Annotated in this window: 21 protein-coding genes and 2 pseudogenes; 12 read left to right on the top strand and 11 right to left on the bottom strand. The window is 59.3% G+C overall.

What is annotated here, in order from left to right:
- The first annotated feature begins 314 nt into the window (after positions 1-314).
- The gene (gene lpxO / locus PG5_RS10700) at positions 315-1,214 is read left to right on the top strand and encodes a lipid A hydroxylase LpxO (RefSeq protein WP_033044479.1); all 900 of its coding nucleotides are present in this window, start codon (positions 315-317) and stop codon (positions 1,212-1,214) included.
- A gap of 117 nt (positions 1,215-1,331) precedes the next feature.
- Here lpxO and PG5_RS10695 read toward each other — a convergent pair whose 3' ends face one another.
- Positions 1,332-2,192 (bottom strand): Ku protein, encoded by an 861-nt coding sequence (locus PG5_RS10695; RefSeq protein WP_020797136.1) that lies wholly within the window; start codon positions 2,190-2,192, stop codon positions 1,332-1,334.
- A 192-nt stretch (positions 2,193-2,384) separates the two neighbouring features.
- Between PG5_RS10695 and PG5_RS10690 the strand changes: the two genes are divergently transcribed.
- Both PG5_RS10690 and PG5_RS10685 read left to right on the top strand, forming a co-directional pair.
- Entirely contained in the window at positions 2,385-2,729 is a 345-nt protein-coding gene (locus PG5_RS10690) for a hypothetical protein (RefSeq protein WP_033044477.1), read from the top strand.
- Between the two features lie 51 nt (positions 2,730-2,780).
- Positions 2,781-3,932, top strand: a complete 1,152-nt coding sequence (locus PG5_RS10685) for a PQQ-dependent sugar dehydrogenase (protein ID WP_020797134.1) — start codon at positions 2,781-2,783, stop codon at positions 3,930-3,932.
- A gap of 60 nt (positions 3,933-3,992) precedes the next feature.
- Here PG5_RS10685 and eco read toward each other — a convergent pair whose 3' ends face one another.
- Positions 3,993-4,475 carry a serine protease inhibitor ecotin gene (gene eco, locus PG5_RS10680; protein ID WP_020797132.1) on the bottom strand — a complete coding sequence of 161 codons (483 nt, stop codon included), beginning with the start codon at positions 4,473-4,475 and terminating at the stop codon, positions 3,993-3,995.
- 302 nt (positions 4,476-4,777) lie between these two features.
- Here eco and PG5_RS10675 point away from each other — a divergent pair, with 302 nt between their 5' ends.
- On the top strand, positions 4,778-5,050 hold the full coding sequence (locus PG5_RS10675) for a DUF1652 domain-containing protein (RefSeq protein ID WP_020797131.1): 273 nt from the start codon (positions 4,778-4,780) through the stop codon (positions 5,048-5,050).
- A gap of 99 nt (positions 5,051-5,149) precedes the next feature.
- Here PG5_RS10675 and PG5_RS10670 read toward each other — a convergent pair whose 3' ends face one another.
- Positions 5,150-5,422, bottom strand: a complete 273-nt coding sequence (locus PG5_RS10670) for a DUF2790 domain-containing protein (RefSeq protein WP_020797130.1) — start codon at positions 5,420-5,422, stop codon at positions 5,150-5,152.
- A 358-nt stretch (positions 5,423-5,780) separates the two neighbouring features.
- On the opposite strand from PG5_RS10670, the gene PG5_RS10665 reads away from it, so the two are divergent.
- Positions 5,781-7,082: an OprD family porin gene (locus tag PG5_RS10665; protein WP_020797129.1), complete on the top strand. Its 1,302-nt coding sequence runs from the start codon at positions 5,781-5,783 to the stop codon at positions 7,080-7,082.
- A 93-nt stretch (positions 7,083-7,175) separates the two neighbouring features.
- Here PG5_RS10665 and PG5_RS10660 read toward each other — a convergent pair whose 3' ends face one another.
- The 5 genes and pseudogenes from PG5_RS10660 to PG5_RS10645 all read right to left on the bottom strand — a co-directional run bounded on the left by PG5_RS10660 (position 7,176) and on the right by PG5_RS10645 (position 10,329).
- Positions 7,176-8,114: a carbohydrate kinase gene (locus PG5_RS10660; RefSeq protein WP_020797128.1), complete on the bottom strand. Its 939-nt coding sequence runs from the start codon at positions 8,112-8,114 to the stop codon at positions 7,176-7,178.
- Between the two features lie 85 nt (positions 8,115-8,199).
- Positions 8,200-8,469, bottom strand: a pseudogene (locus PG5_RS10655) (xylulokinase); the annotation flags it as partial.
- Positions 8,465-8,587, bottom strand: a pseudogene (locus tag PG5_RS34150) (AraC family transcriptional regulator); the annotation flags it as partial. The pseudogenes PG5_RS34150 and PG5_RS10655, both read right to left, overlap by 5 nt.
- Positions 8,584-9,891, bottom strand: a complete 1,308-nt coding sequence (locus PG5_RS10650) for a glycosyltransferase (RefSeq protein WP_020797125.1) — start codon at positions 9,889-9,891, stop codon at positions 8,584-8,586. The pseudogene PG5_RS34150 and the gene PG5_RS10650, both read right to left, overlap by 4 nt.
- Positions 9,892-9,963: 72 nt before the next feature.
- Positions 9,964-10,329, bottom strand: coding sequence for a response regulator (locus tag PG5_RS10645; protein WP_020797124.1), 366 nt, complete (start codon positions 10,327-10,329; stop codon positions 9,964-9,966).
- A 263-nt stretch (positions 10,330-10,592) separates the two neighbouring features.
- Between PG5_RS10645 and PG5_RS10640 the strand changes: the two genes are divergently transcribed.
- The 5 genes from PG5_RS10640 to PG5_RS10620 all read left to right on the top strand — a co-directional run bounded on the left by PG5_RS10640 (position 10,593) and on the right by PG5_RS10620 (position 17,135).
- Positions 10,593-14,081, top strand: a complete 3,489-nt coding sequence (locus PG5_RS10640; protein WP_020797122.1) for a response regulator — start codon at positions 10,593-10,595, stop codon at positions 14,079-14,081.
- Positions 14,082-14,915: a protein-glutamate O-methyltransferase CheR gene (locus PG5_RS10635; RefSeq protein WP_020797121.1), complete on the top strand. Its 834-nt coding sequence runs from the start codon at positions 14,082-14,084 to the stop codon at positions 14,913-14,915.
- Positions 14,912-15,505: a chemotaxis protein CheB gene (locus PG5_RS10630; RefSeq protein WP_042955333.1), complete on the top strand. Its 594-nt coding sequence runs from the start codon at positions 14,912-14,914 to the stop codon at positions 15,503-15,505. The genes PG5_RS10635 and PG5_RS10630 overlap by 4 nt, the downstream gene beginning before the upstream one ends.
- Entirely contained in the window at positions 15,499-16,680 is a 1,182-nt protein-coding gene (locus PG5_RS10625; protein WP_020797119.1) for a hybrid sensor histidine kinase/response regulator, read from the top strand. Before PG5_RS10630 ends, PG5_RS10625 begins: the two co-directional genes overlap by 7 nt.
- A gap of 77 nt (positions 16,681-16,757) precedes the next feature.
- Positions 16,758-17,135, top strand: coding sequence for a response regulator (locus tag PG5_RS10620; RefSeq protein ID WP_020797118.1), 378 nt, complete (start codon positions 16,758-16,760; stop codon positions 17,133-17,135).
- 119 nt (positions 17,136-17,254) lie between these two features.
- Here PG5_RS10620 and PG5_RS10615 read toward each other — a convergent pair whose 3' ends face one another.
- The 3 genes from PG5_RS10615 to PG5_RS10605 form a co-directional block, all read right to left on the bottom strand.
- Positions 17,255-18,925, bottom strand: coding sequence for an ATP-binding protein (locus PG5_RS10615; RefSeq protein WP_020797117.1), 1,671 nt, complete (start codon positions 18,923-18,925; stop codon positions 17,255-17,257).
- Positions 18,922-20,424, bottom strand: coding sequence for an ATPase domain-containing protein (locus PG5_RS10610; RefSeq protein ID WP_020797116.1), 1,503 nt, complete (start codon positions 20,422-20,424; stop codon positions 18,922-18,924). Before PG5_RS10610 ends, PG5_RS10615 begins: the two co-directional genes overlap by 4 nt.
- Before the next feature lie 225 nt (positions 20,425-20,649).
- Positions 20,650-21,705, bottom strand: a complete 1,056-nt coding sequence (locus PG5_RS10605) for a lipopolysaccharide assembly protein LapB (protein WP_020797115.1) — start codon at positions 21,703-21,705, stop codon at positions 20,650-20,652.
- A 147-nt stretch (positions 21,706-21,852) separates the two neighbouring features.
- Here PG5_RS10605 and PG5_RS10600 point away from each other — a divergent pair, with 147 nt between their 5' ends.
- Both PG5_RS10600 and PG5_RS10595 read left to right on the top strand, forming a co-directional pair.
- Positions 21,853-23,988, top strand: a complete 2,136-nt coding sequence (locus tag PG5_RS10600; protein ID WP_020797114.1) for an FUSC family protein — start codon at positions 21,853-21,855, stop codon at positions 23,986-23,988.
- Positions 23,978-24,178 (top strand): DUF1656 domain-containing protein, encoded by a 201-nt coding sequence (locus tag PG5_RS10595; RefSeq protein WP_008061285.1) that lies wholly within the window; start codon positions 23,978-23,980, stop codon positions 24,176-24,178. Before PG5_RS10600 ends, PG5_RS10595 begins: the two co-directional genes overlap by 11 nt.

The raw sequence follows: 24,178 nt of genomic DNA, 5'->3' as shown, positions 1-24,178 counted from the left end.
GGATTTCCCGTCATCAACCAAGGGGGGCGCGTAAAGTTTGGCGGCGATTGTACTGGTCTGGCCATATAAACGATAGGGCAATAAGGCCGCACCGACGCATTGACGGTATCAACGGACAGATTTTCACATCTCAAGGCTAACAATTGGTTACGGACGATGGCTAAAATGCCATCTTTCACTGATGCCAAACGTTGGCGTCGGCTCAAGGACGGGCCACCGGGCCCGTTGTCTGGTTTTCAGGCACTACTCAGGCTCCGCAGGCTATTGGTTGCCAGGGAGCGCAGTTTGCTCACCTCTGACGTGTGACGATTTTCGTGAAACTCATCATTGCCGCTGTCTACGTTATATCCATCGCGTATGTCCATCTGCGTGGCCGTGTACGCCACAAACTGGGCCGTCAGCTGAGCGACCACTCGACGTTCCTGGCGCCGATCAATTGCTTGCTTTATCTGTTCTCGAAGATCCCTAACAAGCCGTTTCTCAACCCGGCGGACTTTCCCGACCTCGCGCCACTGCAGACGCATTGGGAGGAGATTCGCGCCGAAGGCCAGAACCTGCTGAAGGCGGGGGAGATCAAGCGCTCCAATGATTACGATGACGTCGGCTTCAACTCCTTCTTCAAGACCGGCTGGAAGCGCTTCTACCTCAAGTGGTACGGCGATAGCCACCCATCGGCCATGAAGCTTTGCCCGCGCACCACCGAATTGGTACAGAGCATCGGCTCGATCAAGGCGGCGATGTTCGCCGAATTGCCGCCGGGTTCGAAACTGGTTCGCCATCGTGATCCGTATGCCGGCTCCTACCGCTATCACCTGGGCCTGGAGACACCTAACGATTCGGGCTGCTACATCAACGTCGACGGCGAAAACTATCATTGGCGCGACGGTGAAGCGGTGATGTTCGACGAGACGTTCATTCATTACGCACACAACACCACCGAGCAGAACCGCATCATTCTGTTTTGCGATGTGGAGCGCCCGATGAAGTACCGCTGGGTGGCCGCATTCAACCGCTGGTTCAGCCGCAATGTGATGGCGGCTGCCGGTGCGCCGAATGAGGCGGGCGACAAGACCGGAGGCATCAACCGCCTGTTCGGCAAGATTTACAAGATCCGCTTGAATGGCAAAGCCTTGAAAAAGCGTAATCGCAAGCTTTATTACCTGCAGAAGTGGGCCTTCTTTGGTGGGTTGCTGGCGATTTTTGTCCTGGTTTGATTTTCGTTTGTCAAAACTGACGTCATCGCCGGCGAGCTCGCTCCCACAGGTTTTGTGGCCACCGCCTATCTTTGCAGGAGCTGGCTTGCCAGCGATGAGGCCGGAACGTTCAACCCCTCACTTGCTGACTTTTTTCCGCGCCGCCGGTTTTGTCGGCGACTTGGCCTTGGCTGTCTCCTTGCTTGCGCCCTTGCCCCCCAGGCTACGCTTGAGCAACTCAGTCAAGTCAATGACATCCGCGGTCTTGCGCTCCTCCTCGCCAGTGGCTGTTTCAACATCCTCGATTTTGCCTTCATGGGCTTTCTTGTCCACCAGGGCCATGATCTTGTCTTCGAATTCGTCCCGGTAATCCTCCGGCGACCATTCGACGCTCATGTCCTCTACCAGGCGCTTGGCCATGTCGAGTTCGCCCTTGGCCAACTCGGCCTTGGTCACATCCGGTCCTAATGCCAACTCGTCCAGACTGCGCACTTCCGCCGGCCAGCGCAGCTTCACGAGGACCATGGCCGATTCCAGCGGCATCAAGGCCGCGAGGTATTGGCGGGTATGCAGCACCACGCGGGCCAGCGCGACTTTATTGGTTTTGGTCAAGGTTTCACGCAACAGGGCATAGACCTTGCCGCCGCGTTTATCCGGTGCCAGGTAGTAGGGCGTGTCGATGTTCTGCAGCGGGATTTGCTTGCTGTCGACAAAGGCAAAGATATCGATAGTCTGGGTCGAGAGTGGATGCGCCGAGCGAATCTCCTCCTCGCTGAGCACCACATATCGACCTTTTTCGTATTGCACGCCTTTGACGATGTGCTCTTTGGTGACTTCCTTGCCGGTGACTTTATTGACGCGTTTGTAGCCCACCGGGTCCATGCTGCGACTGTCGAGCCAGTCGAAATCCACCCCGTGGGAGGACGTCGCCGAGACCAGCGCCACAGGGATATGCACCAGCCCGAAACTGATCGCGCCTTTCCAGATTGCCCGTGCCATGGTCGTCTTTCCGAAAGTGATGTTCAGGTGACCTTGGGCCTCGTGCAAAAGTTTCAGCGGCCTGCAGGCCGTGTGGGGCTGTGCGTCGACGTCGTGTTACATCTTGCCGGGAAGTTTGGGTTAACAAATCCCGATCCCAGGCGTAGCGTGCTATGGACGAATCTATTCACGCATCCTTCGCGAGGCTCGCCAATGAACCGATACGTACCTGGCCTTATCGTGCTGGCATTGAGCGGCGTACTCGGTCACATGGCCCAGGCCGGCACCGCTTCGCCCGGCGCTCCGATACAGTTGGCGCAAAACCTGCCGGGCAGCACCCACAACAATCCCTACAACAGTCCGATCCGCCGGGCCAACCCAAACAGCATGCAAGGCACACAGCCCAGTGCCCCGGCCATCCGCGGGCCGAACACCGTACCCGTGCCACGACCGCCCACCCTTGACAACGGCGGCATCGGCAATCGCTACCCCCAGGATCGCTCGGCCCCCAGCAGTGCCCCGAAGTTCATCCCCAATCCACCGCCCCGTAGCCCTTGAAGGACAGGGCTGGCGTCCTGTTGGCCCATCCCATGACAAAAGGAATCGTGCATGTTGCGTAGTAGCCTCCTGAGCACTTTTTTTGCCAGCACCTTGTTAGCCGCCAGCGCGCCTGTTCTGGCAGCAACCACCCAGGACATGCAAAGCGAGCAGGGCACCCTTGAGGTGACGCTGATCGCCTCGGGACTTGTACACCCCTGGGCGCTGGCTTTTCTGCCGGACCGGCAGGGCATGCTGGTCACCGAGCGACCGGGCAACCTGCGTGTGGTGACGGCCGACGGCAAGTTGTCAGCACCGCTCAACGGCGTGCCCAAGGTCTGGGCCAAGGGGCAGGGCGGCTTGCTGGATGTGGCGCTGTCGCCTGACTTCAGGCAAGACCGGATGATTTACCTGTCCTATGCCGAAGGCGGCGGCCAGGGTGGCAAGGCGGGTACTGCGGTTGGCCGCGCACGGTTGTCCGAAGACCTGACGACCCTGAAGGATTTCCGGGTAATTTTCCGTCAGGAGCCCAAGCTCTCGGTGGGCAACCATTTTGGCTCGCGGCTGGTTTTCGACCGGGACGGCTTCCTGTTCATTACGCTGGGGGAAAACAACGACCGGCCCACCGCCCAGGACCTCGACAAGTTGCAGGGCAAGGTCATAAGGATCTATCCCGACGGCCAGGTGCCTGGAGACAACCCCTTTGTCGGACAGGCCGACGTGCGCCCGGAAATATGGGCCTACGGCGTTCGTAACCCACAAGGCGCGGCGCTCAATCCTTGGACCGGCACGCTCTGGGAAAACGAACACGGTCCCCTGGGCGGTGATGAGGTCAATATCATCGAGCGCGGCAAGAATTACGGTTGGCCGCTGGCCACCCACGGCATCAATTACTCGGGCCAGCCGATCCCGGAAGCCAAAGGTAAAACCGCCGAAGGTACTCGTGGGCCAAATCATGTCTGGGAAAAGTCCCCCGGGCTGAGCGGCTTGGCATTCTACGACGGCGACCGCTTCAAGGACTGGCAGCACAACGCGTTCATTGGCGCGCTGGTGACCCGGGAATTGATTCGCCTGCAGTTCGACGGCGACAAGGTGATTCACGAAGAACGCTTGCTGGGCGAACTCGACAAGCGCATCCGCGATGTGCGGCAGGGGCCGGATGGGTATTTGTATGTGCTGACCGATGAAGAGGACGGAGCGTTGTACAAGATAGGGTTGAAATAACGCTTACCCGATCGTTCTCACGTTTGGGAGCGATCGGGTAGACCGGGCTCAAAATGGCAGTTATTCCTCGACAGCCTTCTCAACCTTGCTCGAGGCCGACCAGACCCGGTAGCGAACCTCGATGTCCTTGGGCACATAGAGCACGATCGGCAGTTTGCTGTTGTAGCGCAGCATGAAACCGTCACCGACCACCGGCACGAAATCCTGCTGGCGCTTGCCATCCGGGCAGGCCATCAGCGTGCTCATCGGGCCGATGACTTTTTCCAGGCGGTAGAACGGATACCCCCAACCTTCGAGGTTCTTCTCGTCGAGAATGCCACCCAGGCGTTGGCGATTGCAGTCGACTTCCAAGATCTTGCCAGCAAGGATCTGGACCTGAAAGTCGTCTTCACGGGTTTGCGGGGCGAGGTGGATGACCTGACGACTGAAACCCTTTTCAGGTTTCGGAAAGGGTGCAACATCTTCGAGCTTTGCCCCATGGGCGATGCTCGACAGCGTGACGGCGATCAGCCCGATGGTGGTGCTGATGGTCGATGAACCCATGATGCCTCCTTGCGTATGTGTAGGTGAGCCGATTCTTGATCGGCCGGGCGCCATTCTCGACGCCGGCAGCGGCCAATGCAAATCCCTTGCCTGAACATGCAATTTGCAGGGCCTTCATCAACCTTTTTTGCAATTTGCATGACCGTAATCACGAGTCCTTACAATAACCCCTTGAATTACCGATGAGCTGCACAGCGAGATTCAAGGCATGTTTTATGCTGTAGCTGTTCTCAAGCTGACCGGGATTCCATATGAGTCAGTGTCGATGATTAATTGGCAGTCTCACAACGGAGAAGGTCGCCATGTTTCTTTCTGCCTTGGAACTTCGCAACATCATTGAAAGCAGTTTTCTACCGAGACGCTGTCAATGCACGCTGTCGCCGGACATGTCCATGACTGTAAAAGTGTATGCCGATGGGGAGACCGATCAGCTCGATCTGGTAAAAACCGGAATCGATGCCCATCAACTCAATGGCTGTCGGGAAATCAACGAGCTGATAGCTGTCCTGCGTACCGATCTTCAAAAGCATTACACAGAACCCGGGCATAACCAGGGGCTGCGTAAAGCGTTTTAAGCCGGCATTTCATGCTCTACCGATTCGCGCCGGGGCGGGAAAACCCCAGATCCGGCGCGTCTGTTTTTAACTGCGAGCAACTATTTTGGTCCTTTCCCTTCAGTTTTGATAACTGCAGGCGTCAGACAGTTTTCGGTAGGCGATTTCTGCAGGTTGACCCGACTGTGAGTCGATGTATTTCATCGTCGCTGTGATCACTTCGCAATCCAGGGTGGTGGGTTCGTTCAGCGCAATCACTTTGCCCACGTGCAACGGCATGCCGTAGTGGTAGGAAGGCACGTTTTGTGTGGACGTGGTGTCGTTGGCCTGTGCAATGCCGGTCGATGAGGCACAGAAAAGGGCGATTGAAACGAGCAGGGCGCGCGAGTTCATGAGGCAATCTCCAGTGCAGTCGCAAGTTAGCTCGACGTGTCGTCGAACCTGCCGCACTGGGCGTCAGAGGGCTCTGAGGGCGTGCGGTCCAGTAGAGTGTTGGACTGCGCGATTAAGCATTGGTTAACTTCGCTGAACGCCACCTGTCGTACTGCCACTACCGTTCGGCGGCATTTTTCCATCAAACCGGATCACTATTGAGACTAAAGTCGTCTGCAGCAAGAAAAAGCCTTCTGCCATCATTGCCGTTCACCCCCGCGTGTTCACTTCAGCCCGATCCTCTACTGGTCCGGGGCGAAGGCTATTTCTGGCTGATTGCGCCCTGGCGCAATCGCTGCATTGTTGGAGCTTTTTTTTAATGCGTCCCCCTTTTACGTTCATCCGCGCTCGCCAGTCATTCGGCTTCGGCGCCCTGGTCCTGTGCGCCGGTTTTACCGGGCCGGTTCAAGCGAGCGGTTTTATCGATGACACCACAGCGAAAATCGAATCACGTACGGTGTATTTCAACCGCGATTTTCGTGACGGGCACACCTCCAACAAACAGGGCGCGTCCAAGCGCGAAGAGTCAGCCCAGGGTTTCATTCTGAATCTGCAATCGGGGTACACCGAGGGCACGCTCGGGTTCGGTGTCGATGCATTGGGCATGGCGGGATTCAAGCTCGATTCCAGCCCAGACAGCAGCAACAGCGGCTTGCTGCCGTCCAGCGGCAGTAACCCGCGTGGTTCGGCGGATGAATACACCAAGCTGGGCCTGACCGCCAAGGTGCGCGTTTCGCAAACCGTGCTGAAGTACGGCGCGCTGCTGCCGGATGTGCCGCTGCTCAAGTACAACGACGGTCGCTTGCTGCCAACCATGTTCAACGGTGCGATGCTCACGTCCAGGGAAGTGCAGGATCTGAATTTCATGGCCGCGCGCCTGGACAAGTATACCGCCCGGGACTCCACCGACTCCCAGGACATCCGCCTGCACTGCAAGAACAAGCGTTATGCCTGCAACATCACGGCCAACCATTTCGACATGTACGGCTTCGATTACCGGATCAACGAGCGGCTGACAGCCCAGTATCACTACGCGGAACTGGAAGACATCTACCGTCAGCACTTCCTCGGCCTGCTGGCCAGTCAACCCCTGGGTGGCGGTGTGCTCAAGGCCGATCTGCGCTTGCTCAAGAGTGCCGACAGCGGTGCTGCCCGCGCCGGCTCCATTGACAACCGCGCGCTGAGCACGATGCTCGCTTATGCCAACGGCGGCCATACGTTCAGCGCGGGCTGGCAGCGCATGAATGGCGACAACTCGATGCCGTACCTCGATGGTAGCAATCCGTATCTGGTCAACTACGTGCAGGTCAACGACTTCGCCGCAGCGCAGGAACGTTCGTGGCAGCTGCGATACGATTACGACTTCAAGGCCATCGGCATCAACGGCCTGACCTTCCTGACCCGCTATGTGAACGGTGACCACATCAAGGTGCCCGGCAGCGATCAGGAAGGCAAAGAGTGGGAGCGTGACAGCGAGCTCAAGTATGTGGTGCAGGGCGGGACGTTCAAGGATGTCAGCCTGCGGTTGCGCAATGCGACCTACCGCACCAACTACGAGCAATATGCCCGGGATGTGGATGAGACGCGGCTGATCGTCAGCTACAACTTTTCGATCCTGTAGGAGCTGCCGCAGGCTGCGATCTTTTGATCTTGCTTTTAAAAATCAAAAGATCGCAGCCTCGTTGCACTCGACAGCTCCTACAGGGGAGGTGCGTCAGGTCAACTGATGCCGATACGGCAAATCCGGCCCGGTCTTGCTGCACGTCAGCGCCGTCGCCTGCACCGCAAACCTCGCCATCTCATCGATCTGCTGGCGACTCAATTGGCGAACGCCTTCGACCGAATCCAGCCCCTGCTCGGTCAGCCAGGTAATCAACGCCGCCTGGAAGGTATCGCCAGCGCCCACGGTGTCGGCGATGGTCACCGTGCAGGCCGGCACCGACCACGAACCATGGCTTCGACTGAATACGCTCGCACCTTCGCCGCCACGGGTCAGGAATACCAGTTGACAGCGGTGTTGCAGCCAGCCCTCTATAACCTGCGCCGGGTCCTGCCCGGGGTACAGCAAACCCAGGTCCTCATCGCTGACCTTGATCAGGTCGGCATGCTCGACGAGGGTCGCAATCCGCGAACGCCACAGCTCGATGTTTGGCTGCGGATTAAGCCGCACGTTCGGATCAAGGCTGATCAAGCGCTTGCCGCTTTCCCGGCGCACCAGCTCCAGCAGCGTGTCGGCAATCGGTTGCACCACCAGGGAAAACGAGCCGATGTGCAGGCCGCGCACTTGCGACCCCAACGCCGGCAGATGCTCGGGTTTGAGTTGTCGATCCGCGCAGCCTTCGCCGCGAAAGCTGTAGTGGGGCGAGCCATTGGCCCCGAGCGCCACCATCGCCAGGGTGGTCGGTGCAGCAAAATCCACCAGGTAGTCCGTGCGTACGCCTTCCTCCTCCAGCACCTGGAGCAAGCGCCGGCCAAGGTAGTCGGTGGACAACCCGGCGAACAACGCAGCCTCCACGCCCAGGCGGCGCAAACCCACTGCGACATTGAACGGCGAGCCACCGGCGATGGCCTTGAAATTCACTTTTGAAGCCAGGCCGCTGGCGTCGTTTTCACTGAAGAAATCGAACAGCGCTTCGCCACACACCAGATACATAGTTGTTCGCTCTTTATAGGGTTGCGACATGTTGTCGATAGCGTTCATAGGCCAGCTGCGAGGCCGCCACGTTTTGCGCGATCGGCATGCACACGCCTTCGGCGCCGATGGGGACCTGGGCAACAAGCGCATTGAAACGCTCGATATCCAGATCGAACAGTGCTCGAATCGACTCCGTGGCGTTGGTCAGGTTCATGGTGCAAATCAATGGCAACCAACCGCCGGCCGGCAACGCGGCCTGCAGACGCCCGCTGGGGTCGATGTCGCGCAGCAGCTGCAAATCCCATTGGCGAGTACGCACGTTGAAGTAAACCGTGCCCGAGGCATCGCCATACTCAGTGCAACGACGACCGGTGGAAATGCCCGCGCACCAAAGGGCAGGGGAAGCCGTGCTGGCGATAGATGATGGACAACCCGTTATGGTCGTCCATCAATTCGTAGGAAGGGTCGGTGACACGGGGCGTTCGGCTCATGTCGGAGCGTCTTCTTTATGGCGGTTCTTGGCTTCAATCCATTGCGCCATGTATTGCGTGCTCTTGTGTTGATGATGACGCAGCATGCTGCCGGTGAAGTTGTCTCTCCTGATCGAAGCCAGGTGTTGGCGGCAGTGCTCGAGCCGTGCAATCAGCGCCGGCCCATGAATGCGTGGCTGATAACGGCTCGCCAGCAATTCCAGGCCCTGGGCCTGGGCCTTGAGCCATTGCGTCTTGTCCTGGTAGAGCTGCACGGCACTATCGGCAAAGGACCTGGCAGTGCGGGTGATCGCCCCCGGCCATGGCTCAGCTGCGTGCATGCCCTCCGCGCCGATGGGCGTGGTGACATTCGGTGTGCCACAGAGCATTGCGTCGACAATCTTGCCTTTGATCCCCGCGCCAAAGCGCAACGGTGCCATGCACACCCGTGCCGCCGACATCACCTGCAAGGCGTCCTCAGCCCAGTTCATCACATGAAAGCCCTGCGCCGCGTTATGCAGCGCGGTCGCCTTGGGCGGTGTGTAGGCGCCGTAGATGTGCAGTTGAGCGGCGGGTAATTGCTGGCGAATCATCGGCCAGATAGTGGTCTTGAGCCAGAGCACCGCATCCCAGTTGGGGGCATGGCGAAAATTGCCGATGTGAATAAAGTGCGCCCGGTCCTCGAACGGCACCGGCGCATGGGTGGGCAGGTCCACCATCAGCGGGCACCCATGCAACAGGCTGCGCGGCAGCTTGAAGTGTTCGACCAGCAACTCGATCTCGACTTCGGAGATCATCAGGCTCAAGTCGCAACGATAAATCGCTGCGATCTCCCGCTGGGCCAGATCGGTCTCGGCCATGAGCTCAAATTCCTCACGCAGTGCCGGCGCGAAGAGCTCGCTGAAATCATTGCCGTCTTCGCTTGCCTTCAAGCGGTTCTTGAGTCGTTGCTGGCGCGCATCGCGAAGGCTTTGCAGGTCGGAGGTCTCGAGAACTCGCAGTGCTTCGGGGCAGTGTTTCTCGACGCGCCAGCCAAACTGTTCCTCCATCATGAAACGATCGAACAAGACGATGTCCGGGGCCAGTTCGCTGATGAAGGTGTCGAAACTGCTGTTGTTCAGCTCGATCGGTATTTCACGGATACCCAGCGCCGTCAGGTCGGCCCGATGTTCGCCGCTGCCGGCCGGGCTGCTGAATGTGACGTGCCAGCCTTGCTGCAGGAAGCTTTCGAGGATTTGCATCATATGCCCGCCAGCCGCCGAAGAGCGGGGCTCGGGCCAGACGTAACCAATAACCAGGACTTTGGTTGCGTGGGACTGACTCATGAACCGGAATTCCTTGAAACGAGCATGGCGCTGGAGAGGTAAAGGAGGCCGGCGATAAAGCGGCGCCCGAAGTCAGGCATTATCGAGGATACCCTTGACCTTGTCCCGCAACTGATCGATGGAAAACGGTTTGCCTATGAGATGCATGCCTTCGGGTACATCGATGTTCTCGGCATAACCGCTGGCGAACAGGATGGGCAGTCCAGGGCGCAGCAACCGGGCCTGGGTGGCCAGTTCTCGGCCGTCCATGACGGGTAAGCCCACGTCAGTCATCATCAGGTTGATGTGCTGGTTCTCATTCTCGAGAATCGCCAGCGCCTGCTCGCTGCTATCGGCCTCAAGGACCTTGTACTCCAGCTCCTCCAGCACGTCGACGATCAACATGCGCACGATGGCATCGTCTTCGACGACCAGGAGGGTGGGGGTATTGGCGGTCATGATGGGGTTCTCGGAAAGGGTGGATGGCTTTTTCGGCCGACCAGAATCGCCGGCTCTCTTGCATGAGTAAGTGAGGGGTCCCGACAAGTTCCCGATAGGCTATAAAAAGAAGGGTCGGCCCGCATTAGGGCAAAGGATAACCGCTGCGTTGGCGCAACAGCAGTTGAAAGTGCATTTTGCGGCCAATCCCGCGAGAAAATTCGATCAGTGCGTCAGTTTTGGGGCAAACTCCTTGGTTTTCACCCGTTCAACAAGGCTTAACTATGACCACTGAGTCTTCGGTTGATCAGCAGCGATTCCGCAAGCTCCTTAGCCGCAACATCAGTCTGCCGCTGGGCGTCGGCGCCATCAGTGCGGTTTTTTTCGTTTCGCTGATCACTTATCTGCTGTCGACGATCCAGTGGGTCGAGCACACCGACCGGGTGATCAATAACGCCAATGAGGCGGTCAAGCTGACGGTCGACCTGGAAACCGGCATGCGCGGCTACCTGCTCACCAGCGACGATAAATTCCTCGAACCCTATGAAACGGCGAAGCCACGCATCGAGGTGGTGCTCAACACCTTGCTCGAACTGACCGCGGACAACCCGGTCCAGACCGACCGCTTGCACAGGCTGGAGTCGTTGCAGCAGGAGTGGGCCGGTTACGCGCAATCGATGATCGATCTGCAGCGAAGCAACGGTGACTATCGTGGCGCGGTCAAGGCCGGCAAAGGCAAGCGCCTGACCGATGAAATCCGCAAGCAGTACGAAGACGTGATCGACATGGAGCAGCAGTTGCGCGCCACGCGTAACGAGGAAGTGCGCCGTACCACGATCTGGAGCATCACCCTTTATCTGTTATTCATTGCCGGCATCAGCGGGTTGCTGGCCTACATCGGCCGTCGCGATCTGCTCAATCTGTCGCAAAGCTACGCAGCGACCCTGGCGGCGCAACAGGCCAGTGCCCAGCGGCTGGAGCAACAGGCCTGGCTGCGCAATGGCCAGACCCAACTGGCCGAACAAGTGCTGGGGCAACTGTCGCTCAACCTGTTGGGGCGCAACATCCTGCAGTTCTGCGCGCAGTACCTGGGCAGTGCCGTGGCGGCCATTTATGTGCGCGAAGAACACGGCGGCCTGCGCCGCGTGGCGTCCTATGGGTTTTCCCGAGAGCAGGAGGCGCGTGAGCAGCAAATCTACAGTGACGAAGGCATTGTCGGCCAGGTGGCGCAACAGGCCCACCTGATTCGCCTGGACGATGTGCCCAGCGACTACTTCAAGGTCAGTTCCGGGCTGGGCGAAGGTTTACCGCGCAGCGTGCTGGTGGTCCCGACCAGCGACGACGAGCGGGTCAACGGCGTCATTGAGCTGGGCTTCCTGCGCCCGTTGACCGACCGTGACATCGATTTGCTGGAGCTCATTGCCGGTAACATCGGCACCTCCATCGAGGCGGCGCGTTATCGCCAGCGTTTGCAGGAAGTGCTGGCTGAAACCCAGCAACTCAACGAAGAGTTGCAGGTTCAGCAGGAAGAGCTCAAGACCGCCAATGAAGAGCTGGAAGAGCAGTCGCGGATTCTCAAGGAATCCCAGGCGCATCTGGAAACCCAGCAGGTCGAGCTCGAACAGACCAACGAACAACTTGCCGAACAGGCGCAGGTGTTGGCCGAGCAACGTGACGCCATGGACCTCAAGAATACCGAGCTCAACCAGGCCCAGGCCCAGCTCGAAGAGCGCGCCGAAGAACTGCAGCGTTCGAGCAAATACAAGTCCGAATTCCTCGCCAACATGTCCCACGAGTTGCGCACGCCGTTGAACAGCTCGCTGATCCTGGCCAAGTTGCTGGCGGAAAACCCGCAGGAAAACCTGAGTGCCGAGCAGGTCAAGTTCGCCGAGTCGATCTATTCGGCGGGCAACGACTTGCTCAACCTGATCAACGATATTCTCGATATCTCCAAGGTCGAAGCCGGCAAACTGGAGATACGCCCGGAAAACACCAGCGTTGCGCGCCTGGTGGACGGCTTGCGCGGGATGTTCCAGCCGCTGGCTGCGCACAAGCAACTGGATTTCCAGGTCGAGTTGCAGGACGGTGCGCCAACCATGATGTACACCGACCGCCAGCGCGTGGAGCAGATCATCAAGAATCTGCTCTCCAATGCCGTCAAGTTCACCGAGAAAGGTCGGGTCTCCCTGACCGTGAGCGCGGCGTCGAACCAAGGCATTGCCTTTGTCGTCAGCGATTCGGGGATCGGTATTGCCGCCGATCAACAGGAAAGCATTTTCGAGGCCTTTCGCCAGGCCGATGGCACTACCAATCGTCGTTATGGCGGGACCGGCCTGGGCCTGTCGATTTCCCGTGACCTGGCCGCGCTGCTCGGCGGCTCGATCAATGTCTCCAGCACGCCGGGGCAGGGCAGCCAGTTCAGCCTGATCCTGCCGCAGCAATACGTGGAACATGGCGACGAGCCCGTTGAGCGGATGCATGCCATGCCAACCCACGCTCCAACCCCGGTTGCGCCCATTGCGGTTGCGCCGGCGGTGGTCCAGGAGATCGCGCGGTTCGCCGATGACCGCCTCAAGGCACCCTTCACCGTGCGTTGTATCCTGGTGGTGGAGGACGAGCCGAATTTTGCGCACATCCTTTATGACCTCGCCCATGAACTGGGTTACCAGTGCCTGGTGGCCCATGGCGCCGACGAGGGCTACGACCTGGCCAGGCAATACATTCCGGACGCCATCCTGCTGGACATGCGCCTGCCGGATCATTCCGGGCTGACGGTGCTGCAACGCCTGAAGGAACACGCAGAGACCCGGCATATTCCCGTGCATGTGATTTCGGTCGAAGACCGGGTCGAAGCGGCGATGCACATGGGAGCCATCGGTTATGCGGTCAAGCCGACCACCCGCGAAGAGCTCAAGGACGTGTTCGCGCGCCTGGAGGCCAAGCTGACCCAGAAGGTCAAGCGTGTGTTGCTGGTCGAGGACGACGACTTGCAGCGCGATAGCATTTCCCGGCTGATCGGCGACGATGACATCGAAATCACCGCCGTCGGCCTGGCGCAGGATGCCCTGGCACTGCTGCGGAACACCGTGTTCGATTGCATGATCATCGACCTCAAGCTGCCGGACATGCTCGGCAACGACCTGCTCAAGCGCATGTCCAGCGAGAACATCTGCTCGTTCCCGCCGGTGATTGTCTATACCGGGCGCAACCTGACCCGGGACGAAGAGGCTGAGCTGCGCCGGTATTCGCGCTCGATCATCATCAAGGGCGCGCGCTCTCCCGAGCGCCTGCTGGACGAAGTGACACTTTTTCTGCACAAAGTCGAATCACGGTTGTCCCATGACCGGCAGAAGATGCTCAAGACCGCCCGCAGCCGTGACAAGGTGTTCGAGGGGCGCAAGGTGTTGCTGGTGGACGACGATGTGCGCAACATTTTCGCCCTCACCAGTGCGTTGGAGCAAAAGGGCGCCGTCGTGGTCATCGGCCGCAACGGGCGTGAAGCGATTGAGCGATTGAATGAATTCGAAGACATCGACCTGGTGCTGATGGACGTGATGATGCCGGAAATGGATGGTTTCGCCGCCACCACCTTGATTCGCAAGGAGGCGCGCTGGCGCAAACTGCCGATCATCGCGGTGACGGCCAAGGCCATGAAAGACGATCAGGAGCGCTGCCTGCAGGCCGGCGCCAACGATTACCTGGCCAAGCCCATCGACCTCGATCGCCTGTTCTCGCTGATTCGTGTGTGGTTACCGAAGATGGAACGCATTTAAGTGCAGAGCAATCATTCAGGGGAGCGCAGCAGCGAAATCGAATTGCGCTTGTTGATCGAGGCGATCTACCTCAAGTACAGCTACGATTTTCGCGATTACTCCGGCGCCTCGATCAAGCGCCGGGTGACGCACGCCTTGAGCCAGTTCGAGTGCAATACCATTTCGGCATTGCAGGAAAAAGTCCTGCACGACCCGACGGCGTTCATGCAGTTGCTGCAACTGCTGACGATTCCGGTCAGTGAAATGTTTCGCGACCCTTCGCACTTCCTGGCCATCCGCCGCGAAGTGGTGCCGTTGCTCAAGACCTACCCTTCGCTGAAGATCTGGATCGCCGGGTGCAGCACCGGTGAAGAAGTCTATTCGATGGCCATCCTGTTGCGCGAAGAGGGCCTGCTCGAGCGCACGATCATCTATGCCACTGACATCAATCCGCGTTCGCTGGACAAAGCCAAGCAAGGGATTTTCTCCATGGAGAATGTCCGCGCCTACACTTCCAACTACCAGCAGGCCGGCGGCAAGTGCTCCTTCGCCGACTATTACACGGCGGCGTATGGGTTCGCGATTTTCGACAAGTCGCTGTGCGAAAACGTGACCTTCGCCGATCATAGCCTGGCGACGGACAGCGTATTTTCAGAAACTCAGTTAATTTCATGTCGTAATGTATTGATTTACTTCAATAAAAAATTACAGGATCGCGCTTTCGGCTTGTTTCATGAGTCACTTTGCCACCGCGGTTTCCTCGCTCTGGGCAGCAAGGAAACGCCAGATTTTTCAGCCTTCGGCAACCAGTTCGAGCCGTTGGTCAAACAAGAACGGATCTATCGCAAATCATGAACAGCGCAACGGGCTTACCTTCAATAGAAGCGATTGTGATCGGTGCGTCGGCTGGCGGAGTTGAGGCGCTGCTCAGTATCCTGGGTCCGCTGCGACAAGGTTTCGCATTGCCGATCATCGTGGTCCTGCACCTGCCGGGCGAGCGCCGTAGTCACCTGGTGGACGTCTTCGCCAGGCGTGTCTCGCTGCCGGTCGTGGAGGCCACGGACAAGACCCCGGTTGAAGCCGGTACCCTGTATTTCGCCACGCCCGGGTATCACTTGTCGGTGGAGCGGGACCGCAGCTTTTCCCTGAGCCTGGAAGACCGGGTGCATTATTCGCGGCCGGCCATCGACTTCCTGTTCGAATCGGCTGCCGATGCCTACGGCGCGAAGCTGGCCGCGGTATTGCTGACCGGCGCCAACCAGGATGGCGCCAAGGGTATGTCCCAGGTCAAGCAGCATGGCGGGCTGACCATCGTCCAGGACCCGGGCGAGGCCCAGGTCGCGACCATGCCCCAAGCGGCACTGAATATCCTGCAGCCCGATCACATACTCCCCATACGCGGCATCGGCCGTTTGCTTGTCGAGCTGGAACGAATCGCATGCTAAGTAATATCCAGGCCAAACTGCTGATCGTCGACGATTTGCCAGAAAACCTATTGGCACTCGAAGCGCTGATCAAGCGTGAAGATCGCATCGTCTACAAGGCTTTGTCGGCCGACGAAGCCTTGTCGCTGTTGCTGCAACACGAATTCGCCATTGCCATCCTCGACGTGCAGATGCCCGGCATGAATGGCTTCGAGCTGGCCGAGTTGATGCGTGGCACGGAAAAGACCAGGAACATCCCGATCGTGTTCGTCAGTGCCGCCGGTCGCGAGCTGAACTACGCGTTCAAGGGCTACGAAAGCGGCGCCGTCGATTTCCTGCACAAGCCCCTGGATATCCAGGCGGTCAAGAGCAAGGTCAATGTCTTCGTCGACCTCTACCGCCAGAGCAAGGCCATGAAACAACAGGTCGAAGCGCTGGAACAGAGCCGTCGGGAGCAGGAAGCGTTGCTCATGCAGTTGCGCAGTACCCAGCTTGAGCTGGAGCAGGCGGTGCGCATGCGCGATGACTTCATGTCCATCGTTGCCCATGAAGTGCGCACGCCGCTCAATGGACTGATTCTAGAAACCCAGTTGCGCAAGATGCACCTGGCCCGGGACAACGCTGCTGCCTTCACCCTGGACAAGATGCACGCCATGGTCGATCGCGATGAACGGCAGATCAAAAGCCTGATCCGGCTGATCGAAGACATGCTCGATGTGTCACGTATTCGTACCGGCAAGTTGTCGATTCGCCCGACACACTTTGATCTGGCGGCGCTGGTTCGCGGTTTGTTGCACAATTTTGCCCCGCAGATCGAGGCCGCCGAAACGTCGGTCAGCCTGGACGCCGAGCAATCGGTGATGGGCGATTGGGATGAGTTTCGTATTGAGCAGGTGATTTCCAACCTGCTGACCAACGCCCTGCGTTATGGCGCCAAGAGCCCGATCAACCTGAAGGTGTACAGTGAGAACGGTGAAGCACGGGTGGAAGTCCGTGATTTTGGAATCGGCATCAGCGAGGAGAACCAGCAACGGATTTTCCAGCAATTCGAGCGCGTCTCGGCCAACCATGTCGCCACCGGGCTGGGCTTGGGGTTGTTTATTTCCGAACAGATAGTTGCCGCCCATGGCGGTACCATTACCGTCGAAAGCCGGATTGGCGAAGGCGCCCTGTTTCGCGTTTGTCTGCCGCTGTAGGAAAACCGCGCGATAAACGCAACCTCTGATCGACCTCGGGGTCGTATCAGCAGCTATTGACCGAACAAAGGCTTCCCATGAGTGAAGATGCACAAGATGTAGTCCTCGTCGTCGAGGACGATCCCTCAATCCTGATGGTGCTGTCGGCCTATCTGTCGGGAGAGGGCTACCGGGTGCTGCAAGCCGAAAACGGCGAGCAGGCCTTCGAGATCCTCGCCAGCAAGCCACACTTGGACATGATGATCACCGATTTTCGCCTGCCCGGCGGGATTTCTGGCGTGCAGATCGCCGAGCCCGCGGTGAAGCTACGGCCTGAGCTCAAGGTGATTTTCATCAGCGGCTACGCCCAGGAAATTCGCGAGACTGATAGCCCGATTACTCGCAAGGCACCGATTCTTGAGAAACCATTCGATCTGGACACGTTGCAGGAACTGATGCAGGACATGCTGTCCTGATCGGGTAGGAGCTGCCGCAGGCTGCGATCTTTTGATCTTGCTTTTAAAGATCAAAAGATCGCAGCCTGCGGCAGCTCCGACAGGGGATGGTTGTGTTCGACGCTTGCGCATCGGCGCGTTCAGACACGAATCATCTCCTGCACCTTCGCCGTCAACAGATCGAAGGTAAAAGGCTTGGTGATCATCTGCATGCCCGGATCGAGGAACCCGCCGCGCACCGCCGCATGTTCGGCATAGCCGGTAATGAACAAGACCCTCAGGTCCGGCCGCAGTTGCCGGCCGATTTCCGCCAGTTGACGACCATTCATGCCGGGCAGTCCGACGTCGCTGATCAGCAGGTCGATGCGTTGGGCCGAGTCGAGGATCGGCATCGCACTGTCGGCATCGCTGGCCTCGACAAAGGCATACCCCAGATCTCCCAGCACGTTGCTGACCAGCAGTCGCACCGCCGGATCGTCCTCGACGATCAAAACGGTCTCGCCATTTTTCGCGTAGGGGGCGTGTTCGATGTTGACCGGGTTGTCCTGGGGCAGGTCACCCCCAAAACGCGGTAGATACAAGTTCACCGTGGTGCCTGCGCCGACTTCACTCTGAATGGCGACATGCCCACCCGATTGCTTGCTGAAACCATAGATCATCGACAAACCCAGGCCGGTGCCCTGGCCGATGGGCTTGGTGGTGAAGAACGGGTCGAAGGCCCGGTTGATGGTGCTTTGCGGCATACCGCAGCCATTGTCGGTGACGCTCAGTACCACATAGTCGCCTGGCGCGAGATTACCGTAGGGCTTGGTGAAATCGGCATCCAGGTGGCGGTTCGAGGTCTGCACCAGCAGTTTTCCACCATCGGGCATGGCGTCGCGGGCATTGATGACCAGGTTGAGCAGGGCGCTTTCCAGTTGATTGGGGTCGGCTTCGGCGACCCATAGCTGATCGCTCAGTTGCATGTCCAAGTGAATGCTTTCATTGATGCTGCGTTGCAACAGTTCGCCCATGGAGACCACCAGGTTATTCATCTCCACGGGCTTGGAGTCGAGCGACTGGCGACGGGAAAACGCCAGCAGACGATGAGTCAGGCTCGCCGCACGATTGGCCGACGTCACGCCAAGGTCGATCAGGCTGTCCAGATCCTCTGTGCGCCCCCGGGCCAGTCGCCGGCGCAATAACTCCAAACTGCCGATGATGCCGGTCAGCATGTTGTTGAAGTCATGGGCAATGCCACCGGTGAGTTGGCCGACCGCCTCCATTTTTTGCGACTGGCGCAGTGCTTCTTCATTGTGGCGCAGTTGTGCGGTGCGCTCTTCAACCTGTTGTTCCAGGGTCTCGAGGGTGTTTTGCAGGCGCAGTTCGCTCATGCTCAAGTCCACCAGCCGATCCCTGGCTTCATACTGTCGCCTTCGGCCGCGCAAGGCGGCGGCGACCAGGCTGATTAATGTTTCGGGGTGGAAGGGTCGTTCGAGGAACGTGACATTGCCCAGGAGGGGGCCAAAGCGTGACGCCGGATTATGTTCCGGGCCACCATGGTGAGTCAGCAATACGATCGGCAAATCAGACCACGCCGGTTGCTGCTCGATCAGGCTCAACAGGGGTTCGAGATCGCTGCGCAGCAAGGCTTCGGAAGACATGAGCAACAAGCCGGCTCCTTGCTCAACTTCGAGGCAAAGCCCCGGCAGATCAGTACTGACGACTCCGCCGAAGCCCGCTTCATTGAGCAGCATCAAGGCGATCTGACTGTCCCGCCCCAAGGGGGCAAGAATGATCGCACGCTCGGACGTCGCTTCATTGACCGTCACGGGATTTCATCCCCGAGCAGAGGATTGCTGGCACCCAAATAGGTCGGGACTCCGCGCAATACGCCCTGGAAGGTTTCCAGCGGTTCGCCGATGGTCATGCCTTTGGTGCTGATTTTGTATTCGCGGATGGTCGATTCATGGCTGCCTGTGCGTTTCTTGATGATGGAAATGGCTCGCCGCACCTTGCCCAGGGCTTCGAAGTAGCGCAGCAGAATGACCGTATCGGCCAGGTACGTGATGTCTACCGGGGCCTGCATGTCACCGACCAGGCCATGCTGGGCGACTGTCATGAACGTCGCCGCGCCTTTGCGGTTGAGGTACAGCAGTATTTCGTGCATGTGCAGCACCAGGGCGTTCTCTTCCGGCATCGCCGCTTGATAGCCGTTGATGCTGTCGATTACCACGGTCTTGATATCGCCTTCATCGACGCAACGACGAACCCGGTGGGAAAATTCGCCGGGGGAGAGTTCAGCGGCGTCCACTTGCTCGATCAGCAAGTTGCCGGTGGCTTGCAATGCACTCAAGTCGATGCCGATTTTCTTCATGCGAGCGAACAGCAAGCCAAGCTCTTCATCGAAGATGAACAGAGCCGCCTTTTCGCCCCGGGCCACGGCGGCGGCGGCGAAAATCATCGATATCAAGGATTTTCCGGTGCCGGCCGGGCCGAGAATCAGCGTGCTTGAGCCCGTCTCGACGCCACCGCCGAGCAGCGCGTCCATTTCGCGGATGCCGCTGGTCAACTGCTGTCGCTGGTAGGCACCCCGGTGCTCCGCGGCCACCAGGCGTGGGAACACGTGTACGCCGTCACCCATGATGGTGAAATCATGATAACCGCCGCGGTATTTCTGGCCACGGTATTTCACCACGCGAACGCGCCGGCGCTCGGCGCCATAGTTCGGCGTCAGTTCCTCCAGCCGAACCACTCCGTGGGCCACGCTGTGCACGGTCTTGTCCAGGGATTCGGTGGTCAGGTCGTCGAGCAGCAGCACCGTGGCCTCATAGCGCACGAAATAATGCTTGATGGCGAGGATCTGTCGACGGTATCGCAGTGAGCTTTGCGCCAGCAGGCGAATCTCGGAGAGGCTGTCGAGCACGACGCGGGTCGGCCTGACGCGTTCGACGACTTCAAAAATCTGTTTGGTCGCCTCACCCAATTCCAGGTCCGAGGAGTACAACAGCGATTGCTGGTGCTCGGCGGTCAGCAGGCTTTCGGGGGGCGTCAGTTCGAAGATATGGACGTTATCGTCCAGCTCCCAGCCATGGGATCGCGCACCCTGGCGCAATTCGCGTTCGGTTTCGGACAGGGTGATGTACAACGAGCGCTCGCCGGCTTGGGCACCGGCCAACAAGAAGTGCAAGGCGACCGTGGTCTTGCCGGTTCCGGGTTCGCCCTCAAGCAAGAACACGTGGCCGCGGGACAGTCCGCCATTGAGGATGTCATCGAGACCAGTAATCCCTGTGGCGGCTTTAACGCTGATCAACTCGTTGGATGTAGACAAAAAATGCCCTCTCATGACTAGGGGAAACGAGGCAGCGGACCGATGATGGCGAGCTGCCTGTTCACTTGACCTTGGGTCGCGAGGAGCGTTCAACTTTTTTGAGAGGCGTTGGGTGTGCACTCGCACCGTAGGAGCGAGGCTTGCCCGCGAAGAACGAGACGCGGTAACGACTGATACACCGAAGCGCCTGGTTCGCCGGCAAGGTTCCTACGTCGGTAACCTGTTTTATAGCCCTTGCTGCAGGGCCGGATCATCCGGGTTCATCTGTTCCAGCTGCGCCAGCAATATCTGCACGTTCTGCAATTGCCCGCTTTCTTTCCAGTAGTTGATCAGCAACACCCGTGCGCGGCGATCGTTCGGGTGGCGCTGGACGATTTCCTGCAGCTGTTTCTGCGCCGCTTCCAGTTCCTGCTCGCCATGCAGCGTGGTGGCCAGGTCGTAGCGGTAGTCCTTGTTGTTCGGCTCAAGCTCCACGGCCTTGGACAATCCGAGCAGGGCGAATTCGCTTTGGCCGTGATGCAGCAGCCAGAGCCCCAGCGCATGTTGCAGATAGGCCGAGTCGGGCTGGGCCTTGAGTTGTTTGGCCAACAGTTGCCGGGCCGCGTCGCTCTGGCCCTGTTTGTCCAGTATCTCAATCTGCATCACCAGCGCCGGCAGATTGCCCGGGTCCAGACGCAAGGTGTGTTCGAGCGCCTGTTGTGCCTTCTTCAGTTGGGCATTGTGCAGGTACAGGCGCGCCAGTTGATACTGATTGTCGGCACTTTCAGGGGCGTCTTTGAGAACCACCTGCCAGGCGTCGATAGCCTGCTCCAGCGCGCCGAAATACAGGCCAAGATCATCGGGCGACAGGCCCAGCAACGCATTGACGGCGGCCAGGCGCACGCTCTGTTCGCCGTCATCGAGCAAGGGCCCCAGCAGTAGGCTGCGCTGGCCGCTGGGCACCAGCCCGCTGATGCTTTTGATCGCCGCGATACGGACCTCGGGCGCCTCATGCTGCAAGTCTGCATCCGCCAGTTTCAGCGCCACGGAGCTGGGGTAGTTGGGCAGTTCGGCCAGCAGCCAGACGCGCCGCTTGGGTGATATGTCCGGGCGGGCCAGTTGCTGGTAGAGCACCCGCGCGGCCCCCGGCTGGCCGTTTCGGGCTGCCGTCAGTGCTTCGCTGTACCCGCGCTTGATGGTTTCGGGTACTACCGGGGTGCTGCTGCGCAGGAACATCCAGGCAAGGCCGATGGCAAACAGGACACAGAGGCTGATGAGCAAATAGCGGCGGGACTGGGTCATGCAGAATCCGGAAGCTGACAGGCTTTGGCAAAGCTGTCAGCTTCGGTCAGGCGGCGCCTGGAGTCAAACCCTGACTGCGATACTCAAACCTGTCCAGACCTCGCGGCTATGACTACGCTTGCTGGAGTGGATTGGACAGGCATTCCCATGCAAGCGCTGCTGCAATACTTCAAGGCGATGCTCAACCCTGGGCGCGGGGTGCTGCTGTTCGCCTTGAGAACCATCGCTGCCGGGCTGTTGACTCTCTATCTGGCGTTCGTATTCGACCTCGAACAGCCCAAGTGGTCGATCATGGCCGTGGTCATCATCAGCCAGCCCCTGGCCGGCATGGTGCTGGCCCGCAGTTTCGGTCAGGTCATCGGAACCACCCTGGGAGCGGCAGTGGCCGTGGTAATCATGGCGCTATTCCCCCAGGCGCCGCTGCCTTTCATCATGACCTTGTCGCTGTGGCTGGCGTTGTGCACCGCCGGTGGCACCTTGTTGCGCTATACCAGTTCCCAGGCGTTTGTCCTCAGCGGCTACACGGCGGTGGTCGTGGGGCTGTTGGCGGTTCCCGATCAGGACGGGACCTTCCTGCTGGCCGTGACCCGCGTGACCGAGACGTTGCTGGCAGTGGCCTGCGTCTGCATCGTGAGCCTGCTGACCGCGCGCCCGGAAGCCGTGGCCGAGGAGTATTTCGACAGGATCGACCAGGTGATCAAGCTGCTGGCAACCCATGCCAGCGCCGTTATTCGTACCGAGGAAAGCGAGGAAGACTTCCACCGTCGGCAAATGCAGTTGCTGGGGCAGATCAGCGCATTGGAGGGTGTGCGCCGGCACCTCTATTACGATGCGCCGCGCTTGCGCAGCGCCGACGACCTGGTGCAATTGCTCGGCAACCAACTGGTGCTGCTGACGGCAAGACTCACCGCCTTGCGCCACCAGCGCGAACTGTTGCTCGAACGCTGGGAAGGTGAGCTCCCCAAGGAAATACAGCAACTGCTCGCCGAAGAACTGGTCTTGCTCGACGAACTGGCCCGGCAGGGGCGCGCGATACCTGGTGAGCAGCGGCGCCAGTTTGCTGCGTTGCAACAGCGTTTCGATGCACTGGCGTACCGCTCGGAGCAATTGATCGAGCCCTTGAAGGCCACCTTGCGCTCGCTGTCCTGGTCCTTACGCTGGGAGCAGGCGCGCATGCTGCAGCAGCTTGAAATGATTTTGGAGTTGAGCGATGTGATCCAGAGCGGGCGCAAGGCCAGTAGCGTTTTTCGTGGCCAGGCCAACCCTCTGCACCTGGACTTCACCCTGGCGACGATGAATGCCATCCGCGCTTATTGCGCACTGATGGTGGCCGGGCTGATCTGGATCGAAACGGGATGGGACGGCGCGCGGGGCGGGATGGTCGTGGTGGGGATTCTGTGTTCGCTGATGGCGACGTTTCCCCGGCCACTCCTGGCTGCCCAGAGCTATGCTCGGGGGCTGGCGCTGGCATTGGTGCTGTCGGCGGTGCTGCAGTTCGCGCTGGTCCCGATGATCAGCAGTTTCGAGCTCCTGGCGCTGCTGCTGGCGCCCTTGCTGTACGCGGTCGCCGTGGGGTTGTCCAGCCCGGCCACGACGGGCACGGGGATTGGCCTGGGGTTGATGACGTGCCTGTTGTTGGGCCCGCAAAACACCGGCACAGGCCAAAACAGCGCCATCCAGTGGTTCGAGTTTGCGGGCGCTTATGTGTGCGCCGCGACACTGGCGTTGAGTGTCTATGCCCTGATCTTCCCCTTCAGGCCTGTGCTGCGGATTCGCCGCTTGTTCAAGGAGAACTGCGAGCAGGTCTACGCCTTGCTGAAAACCCCCGCCACCGATGAAAACCAGTTCGCCTTCGAGAGTCGTATGGTCGACCGCCTGACCATGATGCTGGGACTGTTGCCCGCCATCGAGGACAAGCCATCGCGTGACCTGTTCGATGTCAGCCTGGGTTGCATGGCGCTGGGCATCGCCTTGAACCAACTGCGGCAACAGGGGCAGAACAACGCATTGCTCAGCCCGGGGTTGCAACGTCGACTATTCGCCACGGTGCGAGAAACCGGGAGGCTGGTGGCCGGTCGGCGCGACATTGGAGTGGACCAGGTGCTCGACAGCCTGCACGCCTTGGGCGATGACCTGGACGCGCTGCATTCCAGTGTTCATGAACACCTCTGGTCGGTGTTTCGCATGCGCGTGGCGTTGTTGATCGTGGTGTCGTTCCTGGAACGCCACCGTCGCCACTTCGAACCCGCCACCTTGCAGGGAGTACCCGAGCTTGCCCATTGATCTGGAAATAGGCGGCGTCTACCTGCCACCGATCGCCCAGGCGTTGCTGCTGGGGGTACCGGTTTTCCTGGTGCTGGACTGGATCCTGCGGCGTCTCGGGGTGTTGCAGTTCGTCTGGCATGAAGCCTTGTTCGAAGGCGCGTTGTACGTCTGCGTGTGCGCGACGTTGATCCTGGTGATGGGAGCCTGA

It is taken from the genome of Pseudomonas sp. G5(2012) (assembly GCF_000408945.1).
Taxonomy (GTDB): domain Bacteria; phylum Pseudomonadota; class Gammaproteobacteria; order Pseudomonadales; family Pseudomonadaceae; genus Aquipseudomonas; species Aquipseudomonas umsongensis.
The sequence above is the reverse complement of the archived record's forward strand: the minus strand, read 5'-3'. Positions and strand labels throughout refer to the sequence as shown.